The following is a 2,608-nucleotide window of genomic DNA, read 5'->3' as shown; positions in this document are numbered from 1 at the left end:
CGTGATCCCGCGGGCCTTCTCCTCCGGCGCCTTGTCAATCTGGTCATACGCCGTGAAGGTCGCGCCGCCGGTCTTCGCCAATACCTTGGTGATCGCCGCCGTCAGCGACGTCTTCCCATGGTCAACGTGCCCGATCGTCCCGATGTTGCAGTGCGGCTTGTTCCGCTCAAACTTCGCCTTCGCCATTGTCCGCTACCCCGTTGCACCGAGCCCGCGCGCGCCATCCTCGGCTTCGGTCAGGTTCCGATTCCCGGGCCGCCCGCTGGCTGGAGCGGGTGACGGGAATCGAACCCGCACAACCAGCTTGGAAGGCTGGGGCTCTACCATTGAGCTACACCCGCCCGCACCATCGCTGTCACCAGGGCCGGAGAAATGGAGGGGGTTGGATTCGAACCAACGTAGGCGCGAGCCAACGGATTTACAGTCCGTCCCCTTTAGCCACTCGGGCACCCCTCCGCAGGCCAGGTTCGAGCCGGCGAGTGGTGGGGCGCGTACCGGGTCGGCGGTGGGATGTCAATGCGGCCGCGGCGGAATCGCGCTGGCTGCGCCGGCGCCGTTGCCCGGGCCGGCGCGCCCGGTGCCCGGCTCCATCCGAGGGGTGGGCGGCCTTCGCCATCCGGCACGCCGCCGTCCCTCTCCCGTCCTCGCTCCCGGCACCCGGACAGCCTCGCCCTTTGGCGCCGCTGGGCGCCTTCGCCCCTGGCGCGGCGAGGCGGCGACGGGCAATCTCGGCGGCATGCGCCCTTCCCCGCCGCGCCGTCCCGCGCGCCCCCTGGCCCCGGATCGCGCCCCCTTGGGCACCTCTCCCCTTGGGGGCGGCCAAAGGGGCGCACGCAAGGCAGAAGCCAGGAGCGAGTCCGCCCTGAAGGAAGGCGGCGTCTGGCTGCACGGGCTGCACCCGGTCGCCGCCGCCCTCGCCAACCCCGCCCGCCGCCTGCGCCGGCTGCTGCTGACGGCGGAGGCGGAGCAGGCCCTCGCCGCCCGCCTGCCGCCGCCCTGGCGCATTGCGCCGGAACGGGCGGAGCGCGCCCGCTTCGCCACCTTCCTGCCGGAGGATGCGGTGCATCAGGGCGTCGCCCTGCTGGTGGAGCCGCTGCCCAACCCGCCGCTGGACAAGGCCCTGGCGCATCGCGACGGCCCGGTGCTGGTGCTGGACCAGGTGACGGACCCCCGCAACATCGGCGCCATCCTCCGCTCCGCCGCCGCCTTCGGCGCCGCCGCGCTGGTGATGCAGGACCGCCACGCCCCGCCCGAGACAGGTACCCTCGCCCGCGCCGCCTCCGGCGCGCTCGAACTCGTGCCGGTGGTGCGGGAGGTGAACCTGGCCCGCGCCATCGAGTCGCTGAAGCAGGCCGGGCTTTGGGTGGTGGGGCTGGATGGCGCGGCGCCGGTGACGCTGGCCCAAGCGGGACTCGGCGGCCGCCGCGTGGCGCTGGTGCTGGGCGCCGAGGGCGAGGGCATGCGCCGCCTGACGCGAGAGCATTGCGACGAGCTTGCCCGGCTGCCCATCGCGCCGGAGATGGAGAGCCTGAATGTCAGCGCCGCCGCCGCGGTCGCCCTCTATGAGCTGAATCGGGGCTGAACCCCGGGGAGGAGAACGCCATGTCCGCTGCCCTCGATGCCATCCTCGCCGCCCGCCGGGGAAAGAGCGACCTGGCCCTGCCGGGCGGGCTGGCGCCGGCGACGCCGGAGGCCGGCTACGCGCTGCAGTTGGCGGTGGCGAAGGCGCTGGGCGCGGTGCCGCCGGCGGGCTTCAAGATCGGCGCAACCACGCAGCAGATGCAGAAGATCCTCGGGCTGAGCGGCCCGGCGGCGGGCTTCGTCCCGGCCGGCAGCGTGAATCCGAACGGCACGGAATTCCGCTTCGCGGCCTTCCGCCAGCCGGGGGTGGAATGCGAGATCGGGGTGCGGCTCGGGCGCGACCTGCCGCCCGGGCCCTGCACGCCCGAAGCGGCGGGCGAGGCGGTGGCGGAGGTCTTCCCGGCGATCGAGATCGTCGAGAAGCGCTATGGCGACATGGGCAGGCTGCACGCGCCCACCCTGATCGCCGACCAGGTCTTCCACGCCTCCGGCGTGATCGGCGCGCCCTGCCCGGGCTGGCGGGAGATGAATCTCGGCGCGGTCCGCGGGGAATTCCATGTCGGCGGCAAGGTGGTGGGGGCCGGGCATGGGCGCGACCTGCTGGGCCACCCGATGGCGGCGCTGGCCTGGCTGGCGGGGTCCGGTGCGGCGGAGGTGTTCGGGGGGCTGAGGAAGGACCAGGTGGTGTGGCTGGGCTCGGTCACGCCGCCGATCTGGCTGGATGGCCCCTGTGAGGTAGAAGCGCGGTTCGAGGGGTTGGGGACGGCGCGGCTGCGCTTTGCGTGATCGAGTCGTGTAATCGGGGGAGGCTCGCTGCGGCCGTACCGCAAGCCCTCGCCCTCACTCCCGCACCGGCCGCGCGGGGGCGGGAGCCCTGGCGCGGCCGGGGTTGGCTGGCTGGGGAGGACCACCAGCGGGGGCGGCTGAGCGGCGGGCTCAGCCGCCGTGGTTGGCCGGGGCGCCGGCGAGGCGGGCATTGCTGCCGGCCGGGGCCTCGTAGACCAGCTCGCGGTCCGGGCCGCCGCCG

3 protein-coding genes and 2 tRNA genes are annotated in these 2,608 nt (G+C 74.0%); 2 read left to right on the top strand and 3 right to left on the bottom strand.

The genetic code is table 11. The annotated features are described in order from the left end of the window. The 3 genes from NJ376_RS28265 to NJ376_RS28255 all read right to left on the bottom strand — a co-directional run. On the bottom strand, positions 1–186 hold a 186-nt coding region (locus NJ376_RS28265), incomplete at its 3' end, for a GTP-binding protein (protein WP_252956379.1). Between the two features lie 81 nt (positions 187–267). Continuing rightward, positions 268–341, bottom strand: a tRNA-Gly gene (locus NJ376_RS28260). A gap of 32 nt (positions 342–373) precedes the next feature. After that, positions 374–456 (bottom strand) — tRNA-Tyr (locus NJ376_RS28255). 337 nt (positions 457–793) lie between these two features. Here NJ376_RS28255 and rlmB point away from each other — a divergent pair. Both rlmB and NJ376_RS28245 read left to right on the top strand, forming a co-directional pair. Then, a complete protein-coding gene (gene rlmB, locus NJ376_RS28250; RefSeq protein ID WP_252956685.1) occupies positions 794–1,582 on the top strand; it encodes a 23S rRNA (guanosine(2251)-2'-O)-methyltransferase RlmB in 789 nt (262 codons plus the stop codon). Between the two features lie 20 nt (positions 1,583–1,602). Then, positions 1,603–2,367 (top strand): 2-keto-4-pentenoate hydratase, encoded by a 765-nt coding sequence (locus tag NJ376_RS28245; RefSeq protein ID WP_252956684.1) that lies wholly within the window; start codon positions 1,603–1,605, stop codon positions 2,365–2,367. Positions 2,368–2,608: the final 241 nt, after the last annotated feature.

Source organism: Siccirubricoccus soli (assembly GCF_024178315.1).
GTDB lineage: Bacteria > Pseudomonadota > Alphaproteobacteria > Acetobacterales > Acetobacteraceae > Siccirubricoccus > Siccirubricoccus soli.
Note: the sequence above shows the minus strand (reverse complement) of the source record. Positions and strands in the feature narration are given on the sequence as shown.

Bases quoted from the DNA above. Each gene is read 5' to 3' on its own strand.
- NJ376_RS28245 (WP_252956684.1), top strand. From the start codon at position 1,603: ATGTCCGCTGCCCTCGATGCCATCCTCGCCGCCCGCCGGGGAAAGAGC.